Source organism: Pedobacter roseus (genome assembly GCF_014395225.1).
GTDB classification, from domain to species: domain Bacteria; phylum Bacteroidota; class Bacteroidia; order Sphingobacteriales; family Sphingobacteriaceae; genus Pedobacter; species Pedobacter roseus.
In genome coordinates, this window is sequence record NZ_CP060723.1 from 3,149,994 (window position 1) to 3,165,477 (window position 15,484).

The 15,484-nt window shown below is 37.6% G+C and carries 18 protein-coding genes; 9 read left to right on the forward strand and 9 right to left on the reverse strand.

The window, feature by feature from the left end:
* Positions 1 to 2: 2 nt before the first annotated feature.
* The 7 genes from H9L23_RS12985 to H9L23_RS13015 all read right to left on the reverse strand — a co-directional run bounded on the left by H9L23_RS12985 (position 3) and on the right by H9L23_RS13015 (position 5,626).
* Positions 3 to 482 carry an Lrp/AsnC family transcriptional regulator gene (locus H9L23_RS12985; RefSeq protein ID WP_187595352.1) on the reverse strand — a complete coding sequence of 160 codons (480 nt, stop codon included), beginning with the start codon at positions 480 to 482 and terminating at the stop codon, positions 3 to 5.
* A gap of 119 nt (positions 483 to 601) precedes the next feature.
* Positions 602 to 922 (reverse strand): helix-turn-helix domain-containing protein, encoded by a 321-nt coding sequence (locus H9L23_RS12990; protein WP_187595353.1) that lies wholly within the window; start codon positions 920 to 922, stop codon positions 602 to 604.
* Between the two features lie 112 nt (positions 923 to 1,034).
* Complete coding sequence (locus H9L23_RS12995; RefSeq protein ID WP_187595354.1) at positions 1,035 to 2,387, reverse strand: UDP-N-acetylmuramate--L-alanine ligase; 1,353 nt, start codon at positions 2,385 to 2,387, stop codon at positions 1,035 to 1,037.
* 96 nt (positions 2,388 to 2,483) lie between these two features.
* Positions 2,484 to 3,323 carry a 50S ribosomal protein L11 methyltransferase gene (gene prmA, locus H9L23_RS13000; protein WP_187595355.1) on the reverse strand — a complete coding sequence of 280 codons (840 nt, stop codon included), beginning with the start codon at positions 3,321 to 3,323 and terminating at the stop codon, positions 2,484 to 2,486.
* The gene (gene tpiA / locus H9L23_RS13005; protein WP_187595356.1) at positions 3,324 to 4,085 is read right to left on the reverse strand and encodes a triose-phosphate isomerase; all 762 of its coding nucleotides are present in this window, start codon (positions 4,083 to 4,085) and stop codon (positions 3,324 to 3,326) included.
* A gap of 47 nt (positions 4,086 to 4,132) precedes the next feature.
* Positions 4,133 to 5,305 (reverse strand): putative sugar nucleotidyl transferase, encoded by a 1,173-nt coding sequence (locus H9L23_RS13010; RefSeq protein WP_187595357.1) that lies wholly within the window; start codon positions 5,303 to 5,305, stop codon positions 4,133 to 4,135.
* A 72-nt stretch (positions 5,306 to 5,377) separates the two neighbouring features.
* Positions 5,378 to 5,626 (reverse strand): type B 50S ribosomal protein L31, encoded by a 249-nt coding sequence (locus H9L23_RS13015; RefSeq protein WP_025142617.1) that lies wholly within the window; start codon positions 5,624 to 5,626, stop codon positions 5,378 to 5,380.
* Positions 5,627 to 5,977: 351 nt separating this feature from the next.
* On the opposite strand from H9L23_RS13015, the gene H9L23_RS13020 reads away from it, so the two are divergent.
* Both H9L23_RS13020 and H9L23_RS13025 read left to right on the forward strand, forming a co-directional pair.
* Positions 5,978 to 6,145 carry a hypothetical protein gene (locus H9L23_RS13020; protein WP_187595358.1) on the forward strand — a complete coding sequence of 56 codons (168 nt, stop codon included), beginning with the start codon at positions 5,978 to 5,980 and terminating at the stop codon, positions 6,143 to 6,145.
* A gap of 7 nt (positions 6,146 to 6,152) precedes the next feature.
* A complete protein-coding gene (locus tag H9L23_RS13025; RefSeq protein WP_187595359.1) occupies positions 6,153 to 6,851 on the forward strand; it encodes a hypothetical protein in 699 nt (232 codons plus the stop codon).
* Here the strand turns inward: H9L23_RS13025 and H9L23_RS13030 are convergent.
* On the reverse strand, positions 6,848 to 7,132 hold the full coding sequence (locus tag H9L23_RS13030; protein WP_187595360.1) for a hypothetical protein: 285 nt from the start codon (positions 7,130 to 7,132) through the stop codon (positions 6,848 to 6,850). The two genes, H9L23_RS13025 and H9L23_RS13030, sit on opposite strands and share 4 nt — an antisense overlap.
* A 504-nt stretch (positions 7,133 to 7,636) precedes the next feature.
* Positions 7,637 to 8,044, reverse strand: coding sequence for a methylmalonyl-CoA epimerase (gene mce / locus H9L23_RS13035; RefSeq protein ID WP_187595361.1), 408 nt, complete (start codon positions 8,042 to 8,044; stop codon positions 7,637 to 7,639).
* Between the two features lie 117 nt (positions 8,045 to 8,161).
* Here mce and H9L23_RS13040 point away from each other — a divergent pair, with 117 nt between their 5' ends.
* From H9L23_RS13040 to lysS, 7 genes are all read left to right on the forward strand, one after another.
* Complete coding sequence (locus H9L23_RS13040; protein WP_187595362.1) at positions 8,162 to 9,373, forward strand: IscS subfamily cysteine desulfurase; 1,212 nt, start codon at positions 8,162 to 8,164, stop codon at positions 9,371 to 9,373.
* Between the two features lie 127 nt (positions 9,374 to 9,500).
* The gene (gene iscU, locus H9L23_RS13045; protein WP_025142622.1) at positions 9,501 to 9,914 is read left to right on the forward strand and encodes a Fe-S cluster assembly scaffold IscU; all 414 of its coding nucleotides are present in this window, start codon (positions 9,501 to 9,503) and stop codon (positions 9,912 to 9,914) included.
* A 72-nt stretch (positions 9,915 to 9,986) separates the two neighbouring features.
* Positions 9,987 to 10,313: a HesB/IscA family protein gene (locus H9L23_RS13050; RefSeq protein ID WP_025142623.1), complete on the forward strand. Its 327-nt coding sequence runs from the start codon at positions 9,987 to 9,989 to the stop codon at positions 10,311 to 10,313.
* Between the two features lie 646 nt (positions 10,314 to 10,959).
* Positions 10,960 to 12,876, forward strand: coding sequence for an AMP-dependent synthetase/ligase (locus tag H9L23_RS13055; protein ID WP_187595363.1), 1,917 nt, complete (start codon positions 10,960 to 10,962; stop codon positions 12,874 to 12,876).
* 57 nt (positions 12,877 to 12,933) lie between these two features.
* Positions 12,934 to 13,227, forward strand: a complete 294-nt coding sequence (locus H9L23_RS13060; protein WP_187595364.1) for a type II toxin-antitoxin system HigB family toxin — start codon at positions 12,934 to 12,936, stop codon at positions 13,225 to 13,227.
* 4 nt (positions 13,228 to 13,231) lie between these two features.
* Positions 13,232 to 13,588: a helix-turn-helix domain-containing protein gene (locus H9L23_RS13065; RefSeq protein WP_187595365.1), complete on the forward strand. Its 357-nt coding sequence runs from the start codon at positions 13,232 to 13,234 to the stop codon at positions 13,586 to 13,588.
* Between the two features lie 63 nt (positions 13,589 to 13,651).
* Positions 13,652 to 15,361, forward strand: a complete 1,710-nt coding sequence (lysS, locus tag H9L23_RS13070; protein ID WP_187595366.1) for a lysine--tRNA ligase — start codon at positions 13,652 to 13,654, stop codon at positions 15,359 to 15,361.
* The last annotated feature ends 123 nt before the right edge of the window (positions 15,362 to 15,484 follow it).

The following is a 15,484-nucleotide window of genomic DNA, read 5'->3' on the forward strand; positions in this document are numbered from 1 at the left end:
CTTTATTTTTGAGGAATTACCAATTGTTGCTGCTCTTTTACCGTTTCTAACACAATCGTTGTCTTAACGGATAAAATATTGGGAACTTTGCTAAATTCATCACGTAATAAAGCCATTAATGATGCAGAATCAGTCGTTCTCACTTTCACCAGGAAACAATCATCACCAGCAATTACATGCACTTCCTGTACATCTGGGATTTTTGCCAGTTCGCTGGCCGTATCATTACAACTGAAACTTTGCGAAGATTTCATGGAGATGAAAGCCAATAACTTTAAGTCAACTGCAACAGGATTTACTTTGGCATTGTAACCGGTAATTACATTCTTTTTCTCGAGTTTTTTTACGCGTTCCAGCACAGCTGAAGGAACAAGATCCAATGCCTTGGCTAAATCTACATTCGAGATCCGGGCATTATCCTGCATGAGTTTGAGTATAGCCAGATCGATATGATCCAGACTAAAATTGTTTTCGATTACCATTCAATAAAGCTAGAAATATTTAGAATAAAATTCAAAATATTTACAATAAAAATGAATTTTATTCTATTTAATATCTTTATTATGATAATTAGTCGGCCTAACAAGCAGCAGACCAAATTTTATATTCCGAGTTTATCGTATAGATCGATCACCTTTTTTCGGAGTTTATTAATTTCTTCTTCTTTTTCGATCAGTTCCTTTTTAAGTGCGGCCAATTCTGCAGAAGGCTCTGCCCCTATCGATTGACCATCGATTAATTGCACAACCGGTACTTTAAAGGTTTTAGAAATCTGGAGTAAACGGGAAATGTTGAGGTCGGTTTGGCCCGTTTCTATTTTGCAGAAAGCCGGGGTAGAGATATTTAATTTTTTGGCAGCATCAGCCTGACTTAATCCTAAGGCCAGTCTGCTTTGTTTAATGCGATCTCCGATGCTTTTCATTTGATTAGATATGAGATACTAGATGTGAGATTTGAGACACAATAAGAGATTTGAGATGATAGATATGAGATTTGAGAGGTAGTTATCTGTATCAAATCTCATATCTCAAGTCTCACTTCTCCAAAGCAGCCGCCAGTTCAGGCAGATCGAAACCTGCATAATTACCAGAACTCATCATCAATAGGTTGGTATCTTTGTAATTCAAACTCAATAAATAAGCTTTTAACTTAGCAGCATCGTTAAAGAATTTCAGTTTTGGATTAGCAAAAGCCTGTTGCACATCATCTTCAGAAAAAGGTTCCATGCGTTTTTGCTCGAATGATTTAATGTCAATAAATACAATTGCCTCATCAGCTTTATCCATTGCACCGGTATATTCTTTCAAAAAATCTTTATTCAAACTGCTAAAAGTGTGCAGTTCGATACAGGCTACTAATTTACGATCCGTAAACTGCGCTTTAACCGCATCAATTGTAGCTTTTAATTTTGATGGCGAATGTGCAAAATCTTTGTAAACATTGGTCGATTCATCTGCTGAAATTACCTCTAAACGCTTGGCAGCACCAGTAAATGAGGCAATAGCGGCATCAAATTCTTTTTCATTGATATCCAATTCTTTACACACCAGTTTGGCTGCATTCAGGTTCATCAGGTTGTGATCGCCAAAGATCTTCAGCGCCGTTTCTTCCGGAAGCAGGTAAGTTATTCCGTTTCTGATTTCATGTTCAGGAATACCATAACCGATTTTGGTTACATTAGCTTGTGAATTGGATACAATTTCATTCAGGTCAGCATCTGCTTTACAGTAAATCAATGTTCCATTAGACTCAATGGTATTGATAAATTTATCAAACTGCAACGTATAATCAGCATAAGTTGGAAACACATTGATGTGATCCCATGCAATACCGCTAATTACGGCAACATTGGCTTTATAAAGGTGAAATTTAGGTCTTCTATCAATCGGCGACGATAAATATTCATCACCTTCTATAATCATTACCGGTGCTTCTTCGGTAACTTTTACCATGGTTTCGAAACCTGCTAATTGTGCTCCAACAAGGTAATCGAAATCGCGCTTGTAATAATTTAGCACGTGCAAAATCATACTGGTAATGGTTGTTTTACCATGACTGCCACCAATTACTACACGCAGTTTATTTTTGCTCTGTTCGTAAATATATTCGGGGTAAGAATAGATTTTAACGCCCAGTTCCTGCGCTTTTAACAGTTCCGGGTTATCGATCCTTGCGTGCATACCTAAAATTACCGCGTCTAAATCTTTGGATATACGGTTTTCATCCCAACCCATTTCGGCAGGTAAAAGGCCATACTTATCCAAACGGGATTTTGCAGGTTCAAAAATTACATCATCGGAACCCGAAATCTGATATCCTTTTTTATGAAGGGCAATGGCCAGGTTGTGCATGGCACTTCCACCGATTGCTATAAAATGTATGCGCATATAAATTAATTTTGAATGAGAGAAGGATTGAATGACTGAATGATAATTCATCGAAAACTGAAGCATTCGATCATTCACTCATTCAAAATTCAATCATTATTTTTTCTCAAACTGTGCCGCTACCCAATCGCCGTTCTGTTTATGATCAACGTATTTAATGCCATATTTAGAACATTCAGCAGTAATCATTCCGAGATCAGGATCTAAATAAAAGCCACTGAAGAAAATTTTGCCTTCTGGTTTTAAAACCTCAGCGTAACGGTGGATCTGATCTAAAAGGATATTCCGGTTAATATTGGCAAAAATAACATCATATTCCTCATCAGGAATGACTTCCCTGCTTCCACAAAGCGCCTTTAAATTATCTACATTATTTAATGCAGCATTTTCGATGGTACTTTCGTAACAGATATCATCATAATCGATGGCCATTAAACTTTTAGCACCCAATTTTGCAGCCAGAATAGCTAAGATTCCGGTTCCACAGCCCATATCGAGGATATTTTTATCCTTTAGATCGGCTGCTAGAATATACTGCATTACCATGGTAGTGGTTTGGTGGTGACCGGTGCCAAAAGCCATTTTTGGATCAATTACAATCTCGTAAGGATATGATGACTGTGGCTCGTGAAAGGTTGCCCTTACATAACATACATCATCAATAATCAGCGGACTGAAGTTTTTCTCCCATTCGGCATTCCAGTTTTCATCGGCAACATCTTCTAAGGTATAATCTGTTGCAAATTCTTCGCTATAATTGGCCAAAAGTTCTTTTAATTCCTGCTCGTTAAAATTATCCTTAATTACGAAAGCCGTAAAACCACCCTCACTATCTTCGAAAGTATCGAAGCCTAAATCGGCAAGATCGCTGATGAGCAAATCCTGTTGATAGTCTTCGATACCTTTGAATGTAAATATTGCTTTAGTGTATTGCATTTAGCTGTTTAATGCTTTAATAATATCTGTAAAATCGCGTGATTTTAACGATGCACCACCAATCAGGCCACCATCAATATCTTTTTGAGAGAATAAACTTGCAGCATTGCCCGGGTTACAGCTACCGCCATATAAAATGGTTGTATCATCAGCCACATTGAAACCATAATTTGCCTCAATTTCACTGCGGATAAAAGCGTGAATATCCTGTGCCTGCTCTGGTGAAGCAGTTAAGCCTGTTCCGATAGCCCAAACCGGCTCATAAGCGATCACGATCTTTTTGAAATCTTCTTCGGTTAAGCTAAAAATACCTTCTACCAATTGTTTTTTTAATACTTCGTAGTAACTTCCATTGTTACGCTCATCTAAAGTTTCGCCGATACAGAAGATCGGGGTTAAACCGTGTGCCAAAGCAGTTTTGGTTTTACCAGCCAATAACTCATCACTTTCTGCAAAATACTGTCTGCGTTCTGAGTGACCTAAAATCACATATTCTGCACCAACAGATTTCACCATTTTAGCTGAAGTTTCACCTGTGTAAGCTCCGCTTTCTTTATCGCTAATGTTTTGAGCGCCAATTTTAACATCGTTACCACCCAATTTTGCCAAGCTGTTTAAATGAATAAATGGCGAGCAAATAATAGCCAGCTGATCGCCTTTACGCTCATCTTTAACCATATTTACGATTTCGCTGAACAACGAAACACCCTCGTTGTAATCTAAGTTCATTTTCCAGTTACCGGCAACAATCTTTTTTCTCATTTTGTATTATTTAATGGTTGGTTGATCTTTTAAGATCAGGTTTTATTTTAAAATCGTCTATACGATTCGGTTAATTCAAATACTTTATCAAGAATATTCTTTTCTGTTTCATCAAAAGCTATGTTCTTTCTGGCGAAAACCTTTTCGGTCGTTCCGAACATTTTATCCAGTCTGTAGGTTTCAAAACCACTTGCACCTCCCCAACTAAAATCAGGAATATGGTTTGGTGGTAAACCAGCACCAAAAACATTGGTACCAACCCCTACTACACTTCCGGTATTAAACATGGTATTAATTCCGCACTTGGCATGATCGGCCATAATCAATCCACAGAACTGCAGGTTGGTGTTACGCATTTTTTTGCTTTCGTAATCGTAAAGTTTTACTTCTGCGTAGTTGTTTTTTAAATTCGAGTTATTGGTATCAGCACCGATATTACACCACTCGCCCATTACCGAATTACCTAAATAACCTTCGTGACCTTTTGCCGAATTGCCCCAGATTACCGAATTGTTAATTTCACCTCCTGCACGGCTATTCGGACCTATTGTAGTACCTGAATATATTTTAGCACCCATTTTTATGGATGAATTATCGCAAAGCGCAAAAGAACCCCTGATTAAAGAACCTTCCCAAACCTCTGCATTTTTACCAATATAAATTGGTCCAAAAGTACTGTTAAATACGCTGCATTCGGCTTTTGCACCTCCTTCCAGAAAAATATCCTCCCCCAGCAATTGGTTGGTACCACTTAGTTTTGCAGAGCTGCGTCCTTCGGTTAACAATTTAAAATCTTTTCTGATTTCAGCCGGATTATGGCCAAAAATGTGCTCAGGATAAACAATCTTTGTAAAATTCAATTGATATTCAATCGGTTTTAACTGCTGTTGAGCCTGTTGATAAGTTAATGATTCGCTACAACAAAAAGCCAAAACATCATCTCCAGCAGATAAGAATTCTCCTGTTTTGAGCGCCGTAACGGCACTGAGCAAGTCTTCATCAGGACAAACAGCACCGTTTATGAATAAATTGGCTTGAGGCTTTGTTGCAAATTTTGCAGAGAGGTAATCCTGGGTTTGAAAGCCAAAATCGGCCTTTAAATATTTGGCCCATTTCTCTGCAATGGTTAAAATACCTATGCGTAGATTGGCCACAGGCCTGGTAAAAGTAAGCGGACGTAGGGACATCCAGCTGGCATCATCAAAAAGATTGATTGTCATAAGCTGCAAAAATAAAAAAAGTCCCGATGCTTTTGGCAAAGGGACTTCAAAAAATGCTTTTTACAGCTAAAATTATTTCTTAGCGTAACGGTTTTTGAATTTATCGATACGTCCTGCTGTATCAACCAATTTCATTTTACCAGTATAAAAAGGGTGTGAAGTATGAGAAATCTCTAATTTATAAAGAGGATACTCGTTACCATCTTCCCATTTAATTGTTTCTTTAGTATCTACGCAAGATTTTGTTAAGAAAGCATATTCGTTAGACATGTCTTTAAAAACAACTGGTCTGTAGCTTGTTGGGTGCAAATCTTTTTTCATCGTGTTTTTTATTTTCTTTTAATTGTGATGAAGCTATCTCGCTAATGCTTCGATGGTTTCATTTGAATATTATTTTTAGTTATTTGTGTGAAAGCATCAAGAACATTCTTGCAATTTGCTGGCAACAACGCTTATGACATTTCCTATTAGTCTTTCTACCTCTATTTTAGAGGATGCAAATATCCTAATTTTATTTTTGATTTACAAGCCTAAATAAAGAATTTTAATTTATATGGCTTTTCTACTTCCGGTTTAACCAAAAGTGCTTTAAAACAGATCGATGCAAAGCTAAACTTTTTCTACTTAAATATTGTTTTTCAGATATTTAAAAAATATATGTAAATTTGATATATGAGAAAACACAGCGAATTTGATGGCATTATCCATGCCGATAGCAGCGGAAAGCTCTACATTAAAAGTCCTGATTTTTTTGCACAGCCAAGGGTTATCCAAATGGTGGGCGCATTAATGCAATCGAATATCTTCAAAAAAATAGAAAAAGATAAAAATAAGAAATAACTTATAGATGCCTTTTAACCTACTTTTATTCCCTCTTGTAGGCGGCTACTATATATTAATCAGGTTCAGGTACCTGCGGTACGTTCAATACCGGCTCGAAAGTCAGCGTATCTTATTAAATTCTGCTTTTGCTGGCATCTTATTACTTGGTGCATGTTTTATATTAAGGGCATTTTTTATTGCCATCTGGCCCGAAACTGTTGAACAGCTCAGCAAATTGCTTCCCATCCACGCGCCTTATTTTGGCACCACGAGCTTATCGTTATTGGTTGCTGTAGGCGCCACAGAAATCGCGAATCTTTTTATCAACCGCCTTAAGGCCATTAAAAAAGCCATAGCTACTTCTGGAAATGAATTTGAATTGTTATTAAGCTCATCTTTTTTTGACGCACACCTTTTACAGTTTACCATGGATAGCGGCAAATTTTATATTGGCTGGGTGAAAGAACTGCCAAAACCATTTACCACAAGTTACATCCGCATTACCCCTGCCTTTAGCGGTTACCGCAAAGCTGACGATAAAGAACTGGTTTTTACCACGCAATATTTAACGGTGTATGCCAGTTACATTGAAGATGGTTCTGTAGCGAATACAGATGAATTGAAAACCGACCTTGTACTAAAAGCAGACAAAATTAATTCCATTTCGTTTTTTGATATGAATATGTACAACCGCTTTAATCCTTCGCAGGAAGAAACACCCTAATCCTTTTTCGGACTATATTTTTTCCAGGTTTCTATTTTGGCCTTCTGACGCGCGATATAGTTATCAGCAATTATTTCGGCAGAACTAACCCCTTCTACCGTCTCTAACAATTCTTTTAATTTATACTGATCTACATCTGCCTTATATAATATCTGGATGAGTTTTGGGAAATCGTTATCAATGAGGTAAGCAAAAGCATCGACCATTGCAGCGCGTAACTGGCTTTCGGAAAGTTGATCGGGTATATCGAAATCTTTACTGATGATGCTAATTAATGACATTGAATAAGATTTTTAAGATTGTAGGATTTCAAGATTAAAGTGTGTTAAAATAGGATTTTTAAGATTGCAGGATTTCAAGATAAAGTGTGTTAAAATAGGATTTTTAAGATTGTAGGATTTCAAGATTAAAGTGTGTTTTGCAGGATTTCAAGATAAAGTGTGTTAGAATAGGATTTTTATGATTGTAGGGGAAAGATTTTTAGGATGATATGATTTTGGGATCAGTTTTTATCAAAAATTAGGTTTAGGCGATATACAAAAGCTAAGAAGCACAGTCCAAAATTAAATAAACCTGATAAAAGCGGCAGCTCCCGATTCTTCATCGGGACTACAGCGGTTAGCAGGACTGCAGGTGCTACGGAATAGGGAACCATTCGTTTTCATAAAGCAACAATCTGACACCCCCCTTGCACCCCCCTCTAAAAGAGGGGAATAAGTGGCGCATAAAAACCATCATCCATTTTATATCATTACATTTTACATCTTCTTTACATCTTCCATCCCTTAAATCCATTTAATCTCCTGGCAAATTTCGATCAACACGCCATTGGTATCTTTAGGGTGCACAAAACACACCATTTTATTATCAGCTCCTTTTTTGGGCGACTCGTTAAGCAATACAAATCCTTCTTTGTGCAAACGCTCCATTTCGGCCAGAATATCATCGACAAGGAAAGCAATATGATGAATCCCCTCTCCTTTTTTTTCGATAAACCTGGCAATTGCACTATCCGGAGCAGTAGCTTGTAGTAGCTCTACCTTATTTTCGCCTGTTTTAAAAAAAGCTGTATTGACTGATTCGGACGCAACCTGCTCCGTTTTATAACAATCGGTATTAAGCAGTTTCTGATAAATCTCTATAGAACTGTTAAGGTCTTTTACCGCGATGCCGATGTGTTCTATCTTATTCATAGATTATAAGGTTATGTGAATGTAAAAATGCGGCTTTTATCTATAAGCTCATAGCTATTATTTATAATTGTTAAATAAGTTTTTTCGTATCTTTGTGGTATAATTAACAGAATAGAGATGAAACAGCCGATATATTTAGATAATAATGCGACAACACCGTTAGATCCACGTGTGCTGGAAGCAATGCTACCTTACTTTACTGAGAAATTTGGAAATGCCGCAAGTCGTAATCACGCTTTTGGCTGGGTGGCTGAAGAGGGTGTAGATTATGCACGTGAGCAGGTAGCCAAATTAATCGGCTGTACTGAAAAAGAAATTATTTTTACATCAGGTGCTACCGAAGCCGATAACCTGGCGATTAAAGGTGTATTTGAAATGTACAAAGAAAAAGGTAACCATATTATTACTGCGGTTACTGAACATAAAGCAGTTTTAGATACCTGCAAACACTTAGAGAAAAATGGCGCACGCGTTACTTATTTAGGTGTTAAAGAAGACGGTTTAATTGATTTAGCTGAATTGGAAGCTGCTATGACTCCAGAGACTATTTTAGTTTCAATCATGTATGGCAACAACGAAATCGGCGTAATACAACCCGTTAAAGAAATTGCAGCCATTGCACACAAACACGGTGCTTTATTTATGACTGATGCTACGCAGGCAGTTGGTAAAATTCCGGTTGATGTAAATGCTGATGGTATAGATTTAATGGCTTTCTCGGCACACAAAATGTATGGTCCGAAAGGTGTTGGTGTACTTTACGTTCGTCGTAAAAACCCAAGGGTTAAAGTAACTGCACAAATGGATGGCGGTGGCCATGAGCGCGGTATGCGTTCGGGTACTTTAAACGTTCCTGGTATTGTTGGTTTAGGAAAAGCCTGTGAACTTTGCCGTTTAGAGATGGAAAGCGAATCGATCCGTTTATCAGCTTTACGTGATAAGTTAGAGACTACTTTAAACAAAATGGAAGAGAGTTATGTTAATGGTAATACACAACACCGTTTACCACACGTAGCCAATATTTCTTTCAAATATGTTGAGGGTGAAGGTTTAATGATGGCGATGAGTGATTTAGCGGTATCTTCAGGATCTGCTTGTACTTCAGCATCTCTAGAGCCTTCTTATGTATTGAAAAGCTTAGGTTTATCTGATGATTTAGCACACTCATCTATCCGTTACGGTTTAGGAAGGTTTACAACTGAAGCAGAAATTGATCAGGCGATTGAAGTAACTCAAAAAGCGGTTAACCACTTAAGAGAACTTTCTCCACTTTGGGAAATGTTTAAAGAAGGAATCGATTTGAGTAAAATTGAGTGGGCAGAACACTAAGAAAGGTAGAGGGCTGGAAGGCTTAAGGTAGAAGGTTAATCACCAAACGCTTTACGCAAATCGCCAACCTCCAAGTTGAAAACTAATTAAAAAATTTGCTCCGTAAGGAGATTAAAAAAATAAAATCATGGCATATTCAGAAAAAGTAATTGACCATTACAATAACCCACGTAACGTAGGTACTTTAAATAAAGACAGCAAATTTGTAGGAACAGGATTAGTTGGTGCACCTGAGTGTGGCGACGTAATGCGCTTACAGATTGAGGTTGGAGAAGATAACGTAATCACCGATGCTAAATTTAAAACATTTGGCTGTGGTTCGGCAATTGCTTCTTCTTCTTTAGCTACAGAATGGTTAAAAGGAAAAACAATTGATGAGGCTTTATCTATCGATAACATGGATATTGTTGAAGAACTGGCTTTACCTCCGGTAAAAATCCACTGCTCGGTTTTGGCAGAAGATGCAATTAAATCTGCGATTAACGATTACCGCGTTAAAAATGGCTTAGAAGCTATTGTATTAGAAAAATCGCACCACTAATATCAGTAGTAAGTATCGAGTATCAAGTATCGAATCTTGATACTCGATACTTGATACTAAATACTCGATACTATGATCACGATAACAGATAAAGCAAAAGAAAAAATCACTCATTTAATGCAGGATTCGGAAATGGGTTCTGATTACTTTTTACGCGTTTCGGTAAAAGGTGGTGGTTGCTCGGGTTTATCATACAATTTAGATTTTGATAACGAAGAGCAAAAAGGCGATCAGTTTTTTGAAGACAGAGGAATCAAAATTGCTTTGGACATGAAATCATTCCTTTACTTGGCCGGAACCGAATTAGATTTCACCGATGGTTTAAATGGAAAAGGTTTCAACTTTATCAACCCAAATGCAAGTCGTAGCTGTGGCTGTGGCGAAAGTTTCTCAGTTTAATCGAATCAATAACTTATTTAAAAAGGTTTCATTTTATGGAACCTTTTTTGCGTTTTAAGAGGTTTGTATTCATAAGATTAACCACACATGTTTTCCCGCAGATTAAGCAGATTGAAGCGCTGATAAGGAAGATTTCACATAACAACTTAATCACTTTATGTATTTCCACCCAGCTAGGCCAAAGCACCGAATCCCCGTTCCACTTTAATCCGGCCTAATAAATTTTTCGGATTCCACAGACCCAGCCATCCCAATAGCTTCCATAGAAAAATTTTCAGCCGGCGTTTTTTGGTTCTTTTTGACGCCAAAAAGAAGGAGCCCTTCGGCGGCGGCGAGCCGAGGCAAGCCTGAGCAGATGGGTGAACAAGTGATATTATAAAAGTAAAGGTATAGGAACAACGAAGAAATCTTTCCTGTTAGCGATCCTTGTTAGAAAGATTGCTTCGTCGGCTGAAAAAGCCTTCTCGCAATGACGAATTTGGCGGCTTATCTATTCGCAAAGATTCTTCTGTCATTAATATTGATTTTTATAAAATAAATTATCCCGCAGGATGACAGGTATGGAAGAAACCCTAACCCCAATTTGTATTTTTAAACCAAAAAGCGTTATTATTGTTAATTATATTCAGCGAACCAATTACGAGCAATGCCATTAATAAACGAATTTTCAACAGTTCCTACCCTGTTGCGGAATGTTGTAAAAAATATACACAAACCACAAGAAACCTTTTTGATCCATAAACAGGGTGCAGAATGGGCTGAAATTTCTTATGAAGACACCTTAAAAAGGGCCGATGCTGTTTCTGCCTTCTTCTTAGAAAAAGGTATAAAAAAAGGTGACCGTTTGGGTTTAATGATCGAAAATTCTCCGGAATATGTGTATTACGATCAGGGTATTCAGCAGATCGGTGTGATCAATGTTTCCATTTATCCAACTCTTTCTGAGCAGGAAGTGTCTTATATCATTAACGATTCGGGTATAAAAGCCATTCTTGTTGGGAATAATTTCCTATACCGCAAAGTATTAAAGGTTGCTGCCAATTGCAAGGAACTAAAATATATTATCCCCGCTTTTAAAGATTTTGAAAAAGTTACTATTCCTGCAGATGTAAACGTAGAAGTAATTGCTTTTTCTGATATCCTGGCACTTAAACACCAGGTTACGGCTGCTGAGAAAGCTGAAATAGAACAGTGCAGAAGTTTGGTATTACCACAGGATGTTTCTTCGTTAATTTATACCTCGGGTACCACCGGAACACCAAAAGGTGTAATGCTAACCCATTATAATTTCGTGAAGAATGTGGAGGTGTGTTTGCAGCAGATCCCGGTGATCGACCAAACAGAAACTTTTCTTTCCTTTTTACCATTATCGCACGTATTTGAACGTACAGCCACTTACCATGTTTGCTGTGCACAGGGTTGTAAAATTGCTTTTGCCCAAAGTTTAGAATTATTGGCAAAGAACATGGGCGAAGTGCGTCCGACGGTAATGAGCTGCGTACCCCGTTTACTGGAGCGGATACACGATAAGGCGATAAAAGGAGGAACTGCAGGTGGTGGCACCAAAGCAAAAATATTTACCTGGGCCTTAGAAACCGGCAATAAATACCGTGTTGCAAAAGAAGCAGGCAAAAACCCCGGATTAATTTTATCAGCAAAAAAAGGAATTGCCGAGAAACTGGTCTTCAGTAAAATCAAAGAAAAAACGGGCGGAAGATTAAAATTCATGATTTCGGGCGGAGCTGCCTTACCCAAAAATGTGGGTGAGTTTTTTGGCGATCTGGGCATTAAAATATTGGAAGGTTTCGGTTTAACAGAAACTTCTCCGGTAATGTCGGTAACCGAATACCACAGACAGGTTTATGGTACCGTTGGCCGTGTGATCCCTGGTATTGAAGTAGGCATACAGGATGTAGAAAGCAAAGTCATACTGAGCATCCAAACACACCATACTTTTGAAGAAGATTTTGAATGTGCCGAAGGGGAAGTAATTGTACGTGGTCACTGCGTAATGAAAGGTTATTTTAACAAACCTGCCGAAACTGCCGAAGCTATAGATAGAGATATGTGGTTCCATACAGGTGATATTGGTCGTTTTTATAAAGGAAACCTGCAGATTACAGATCGTTTAAAAAACATGATCGTAAATGCCTATGGCAAAAACGTATATCCAACTCCTGTAGAAAATATCTACCTGAAAAGTCCAAAAATTGATCAATTGTTTTTGATCGGCGATAAACGAGAATTTATTACTGCCATCATTATCCCTAACCGGGAAACTTTAGAAGAAACCTTTAAACTTCAACCATCTTTTTTTGAAGAAACTGATCCTTTTATCCGAAATCAGGAAATCATCGACTGGATGGAACAGGACATCAAGAAAATCTCTAACGAACTGGCCAAATTTGAACGGATTAAAAACTTCAAGATCAAACGTAATCCTTTTAACATCGATGAAGGAGAAATTACGCCAACCATGAAAGTTAAACGCCGCATTGTAGAAAAGAAATATGCTGAGGCCATTAACGAGATGTATGAGGAAGGTGTAGAAGCGGAATCCTAGCAATTAAAAATTTCCCATTTAGGGAACTTTTCTTATATTTGTTCAATATTTATCTAAGTGAGAATAATCGCTAAAAAAATACTGCGTGATTTTTGGGAAAGGCATCCAGATTGTGAAGAACAACTGAAATCGTGGTACCAGGAAACAAGCAATAGCAATTGGGAAAAGCCTAATGATGTAAAAAGCGATTATCCCAGTGCAAGTATCTTAGCTGATAATAGAATTGTTTTTAATATTAAAGGCAATAATTATCGGTTGATTATCAAAATCAATTATGATTATCAGATGATCTGGATACGTTTTATTGGTACTCATGCTGAATATGATAAAATAGATGCTACTAAAATCTAAACACATGAATATTAAGCCGATCAAAAATCAAAATGATTATACTCAAGCCTTACAAAGGCTCGAAGTTATTTTCGATGCTAAAAAAGGCTCGGTCGAAGGTGATGAATTAGAGGTATTAGCGATCCTCATCGAAAATTACGAGGACAAACATTTCCCTATTGGTTTTCCTGACCCAATTGAGGCCATCAAGTTTAGAATGGAACAAATGGGCTATAAACAAAGTGATTTAGCCAAAGTTGTTGGTTTAAAAAGCCGAGCAAGTGAAATATTAAACCGAAAGCGGAAATTATCACTCGATATGATCAGGCAATTACACGAAAGTTTCAATATACCTACAGATGTGCTTATCCAGGCATATTAAAATTATACATTAAGACAAAAATAAAACCCTGCAAAATCATTACTTTTGCAAAAAATACCCGAAATGAGTATAGGATTATCAGAACAAGAAGTATTACGACGTGAGTCGTTAAAGCAATTACGCCAGTTGGGCATAGAGCCTTATCCGGCAGAAGCTTATGAAGTTAACGTTACAGCTGCCGATATTTTAGCAAACTACGAAAAAGATAAAACCGCCTATAAGACCGTTAGTTTAGCCGGTCGTATTATGGGACGTAATATTATGGGTGCTGCATCTTTTGCTGAATTACAAGATTCAACAGGTCGTATCCAGATTTACTTAAAGAGAGATGAGCTTTGTCCTGGTGATGATAAAACCTTATATAACACGGTATTTAAAAAACTATTGGACATTGGCGATTTCATTGGGATTACAGGTTACGTTTTTACTACCCAAACGGGAGAAATCTCCATCCATGTTACCGGTTTTACTGTTTTAGCTAAATCTTTACGTCCGCTACCGATTGTAAAACGTGATGATGAAGGGAATGTGTACGATGGATTTACCAATCCTGAATTGCGTTACCGCATGCGTTATGTAGATTTAACGGTAAATCCTGATTACAAACAGATTTTCATCAAACGCAGCAAGGTAATTAACAGTATGCGCAATTACTTTGATGAGCAAGGTTGGATGGAAGTAGAAACCCCTATCCTACAACCTATACACGGTGGTGCAGCTGCCCGTCCTTTTGCTACGCACCACAATACTTTGGATATGCCGCTTTACCTGCGTATCGCAAATGAGCTTTATCTTAAAAGATTAATTGTTGCTGGTTTTGATGGCGTTTATGAGTTCGGTAAAATGTTCCGTAACGAAGGGATGGACCGTACGCATAATCCGGAGTATACTTCAATGGAAATTTATGTAGCCTATAAAGATTATATCTGGATGATGGCTATGGTTGAAGAATGTTTGGAAAAAGTAGCCATAGCAACCAATGGTTCGGCAGTAGTTAAAGTTGGCGAAAATGAAATCAATTTCGAAGGGCCATACGAAAAACTAACCATGTACGAATCGATCCAAAAATATACCGGAATTGATGTTTCGAAAATGACTGAAGAGGAGCTTTTGCAAACCTGTGCATCGTTAGGCATCGAAACCGATTCTACTATGGGCCGTGGTAAATTAGTAGATGAAATTTTCAGTGATAAAGTAGAAGCTAATTTAATACAGCCTACATTCATTACCGATTATCCAATAGAAATGACACCGCTGGCTAAAAAACACCGTAGTGCAGAAGGCTTGGTGGAGCGTTTCGAAATATTTGTGAACGGTAAAGAAATCGGAAATGCTTATTCAGAGCTTAACGATCCAATTGATCAAAAAGAACGTTTTGAAGATCAGTTGAAACTTGCTGATCGTGGTGATGCCGAAGCGATGGCAATGGATGATGATTTCGTTCGCGCTTTAGAATATGGTATGCCCCCTACTTCAGGTTTAGGTTTTGGTATCGATCGTATTGTGATGTTAATGACCAATCAGAGTACCATCCAGGAAGTTTTATTCTTCCCGCAGATGCGTCCGGAGAAAAAGAAAATTGAATTATCACCAGAGGAAACAGAATTATTTGCATTGGTTTCGGAAGGGGAACAATATTTATTAACAGATATTAAAGCTAAACTTGCCGATTGGAGCAATAAAAAATGGGATACTACCCTGAAAGCATTAACCGGTAAGGGAATTTTAAAAGTTGCCAAAACCGATGATGGCTTGTTTTTATCGCATAAATAGTCAAAAAAGGCTTTCACAACGGTGAGAACACGAATTTAGTGTTAACACAAACATAACAAAAACTTAAAAGGCTTGCTAACAATTGTTTAGCAAGCCTTTTCTATATTTACAGCAATCGATAAT

Bases quoted from the DNA above. Each gene is read 5' to 3' on its own strand.
- H9L23_RS13010 (WP_187595357.1), bottom strand. From the start codon at position 5,305: ATGACAATCAATCTTTTTGATGATGCCAGCTGGATGTCCCTACGTCCG.
- H9L23_RS13055 (WP_187595363.1), top strand. From the start codon at position 10,960: ATGCCATTAATAAACGAATTTTCAACAGTTCCTACCCTGTTGCGGAAT.
- H9L23_RS13015 (WP_025142617.1), bottom strand. From the start codon at position 5,626: ATGAAAAAAGATTTGCACCCAACAAGCTACAGACCAGTTGTTTTTAAA.
- lysS (WP_187595366.1), top strand. From the start codon at position 13,652: ATGAGTATAGGATTATCAGAACAAGAAGTATTACGACGTGAGTCGTTA.
- H9L23_RS13040 (WP_187595362.1), top strand. From the start codon at position 8,162: ATGAAACAGCCGATATATTTAGATAATAATGCGACAACACCGTTAGAT.
- H9L23_RS12995 (WP_187595354.1), bottom strand. From the start codon at position 2,387: ATGCGCATACATTTTATAGCAATCGGTGGAAGTGCCATGCACAACCTG.
- mce (WP_187595361.1), bottom strand. From the start codon at position 8,044: ATGAATAAGATAGAACACATCGGCATCGCGGTAAAAGACCTTAACAGT.
- prmA (WP_187595355.1), bottom strand. From the start codon at position 3,323: ATGCAATACACTAAAGCAATATTTACATTCAAAGGTATCGAAGACTAT.
- H9L23_RS12985 (WP_187595352.1), bottom strand. From the start codon at position 482: ATGGTAATCGAAAACAATTTTAGTCTGGATCATATCGATCTGGCTATA.
- H9L23_RS13050 (WP_025142623.1), top strand. From the start codon at position 9,987: ATGATCACGATAACAGATAAAGCAAAAGAAAAAATCACTCATTTAATG.
- H9L23_RS13025 (WP_187595359.1), top strand. From the start codon at position 6,153: ATGCCTTTTAACCTACTTTTATTCCCTCTTGTAGGCGGCTACTATATA.
- H9L23_RS13030 (WP_187595360.1), bottom strand. From the start codon at position 7,132: ATGTCATTAATTAGCATCATCAGTAAAGATTTCGATATACCCGATCAA.
- tpiA (WP_187595356.1), bottom strand. From the start codon at position 4,085: ATGAGAAAAAAGATTGTTGCCGGTAACTGGAAAATGAACTTAGATTAC.
- H9L23_RS12990 (WP_187595353.1), bottom strand. From the start codon at position 922: ATGAAAAGCATCGGAGATCGCATTAAACAAAGCAGACTGGCCTTAGGA.
- H9L23_RS13020 (WP_187595358.1), top strand. From the start codon at position 5,978: ATGAGAAAACACAGCGAATTTGATGGCATTATCCATGCCGATAGCAGC.
- H9L23_RS13065 (WP_187595365.1), top strand. From the start codon at position 13,232: ATGAATATTAAGCCGATCAAAAATCAAAATGATTATACTCAAGCCTTA.
- iscU (WP_025142622.1), top strand. From the start codon at position 9,501: ATGGCATATTCAGAAAAAGTAATTGACCATTACAATAACCCACGTAAC.